The sequence below is a fragment of the Bacillus sanguinis genome, from assembly GCF_018332475.1.
Taxonomy (GTDB): domain Bacteria; phylum Bacillota; class Bacilli; order Bacillales; family Bacillaceae_G; genus Bacillus_A; species Bacillus_A sanguinis.
This window is the reverse complement of record NZ_BOQB01000215.1, coordinates 1-664: the sequence shown is the minus strand read 5'-3', so window position 1 is coordinate 664 and position 664 is coordinate 1. Positions and strand designations below refer to the sequence as shown.

1 protein-coding gene is annotated in these 664 nt (G+C 34.5%); it reads left to right on the top strand.

The annotated features are described in order from the left end of the window. On the top strand, positions 1–664 hold a 664-nt coding region (locus KI369_RS21160), incomplete at both ends, for a methyl-accepting chemotaxis protein (protein WP_212957275.1).

Sequence of the window (664 nt, the reverse complement as noted above, 5' to 3'; positions counted from 1 at the left end):
GGTTATGCAGTTATTTTAGATCAAAATAAGCAAATTGTTAGTCATCCATCTAGAAAACCAGGTGCAAAAGTTACTGATCCTTGGATTAAACCAATCTATGAAGAAAAACAAGGAAATGTGTCTTATACAGAACAAGATGATAAAAAGAATTTAATCTTTGCAACAAATGAGAAAACAGGATGGAAAGTAGTTGGAGTTATGTTTGATGAAGAAATTATCCAAGCTGCGAATCCAGTTTTTTATAAGACTTTTATTGTCATTGCTATCGCTATTGTATTTGGTAGTGTATTAATTTATTTCATTACAAAGTCTATTACAAGACCATTAAGAAAAATAGCTGACTCGGCACATAAAATTAGTAAGGGAGATTTGACAGAGAAAATTACAATCCATTCCAATGATGATATAGGGAAATTAGGGAATTCATTTAATGAGATGTCTACGTCTTTACAAGATGTTATTACCCAAATTAGCTTTTCAGCAGAGCATGTCGCGGCATCGGCTGAAGAGTTAACAGCGAGCGTACAGCAAGCAAATGATGCGACAGATCAAATTACAATTGCAATGGAACAAGTATCAGGTGGGGCTGAATCACAAAGTCAAGGTGTTGAAGAAGGTGCGGCTACATTACAACAAGTAAATACAGCAATTCAAGATGTAACTG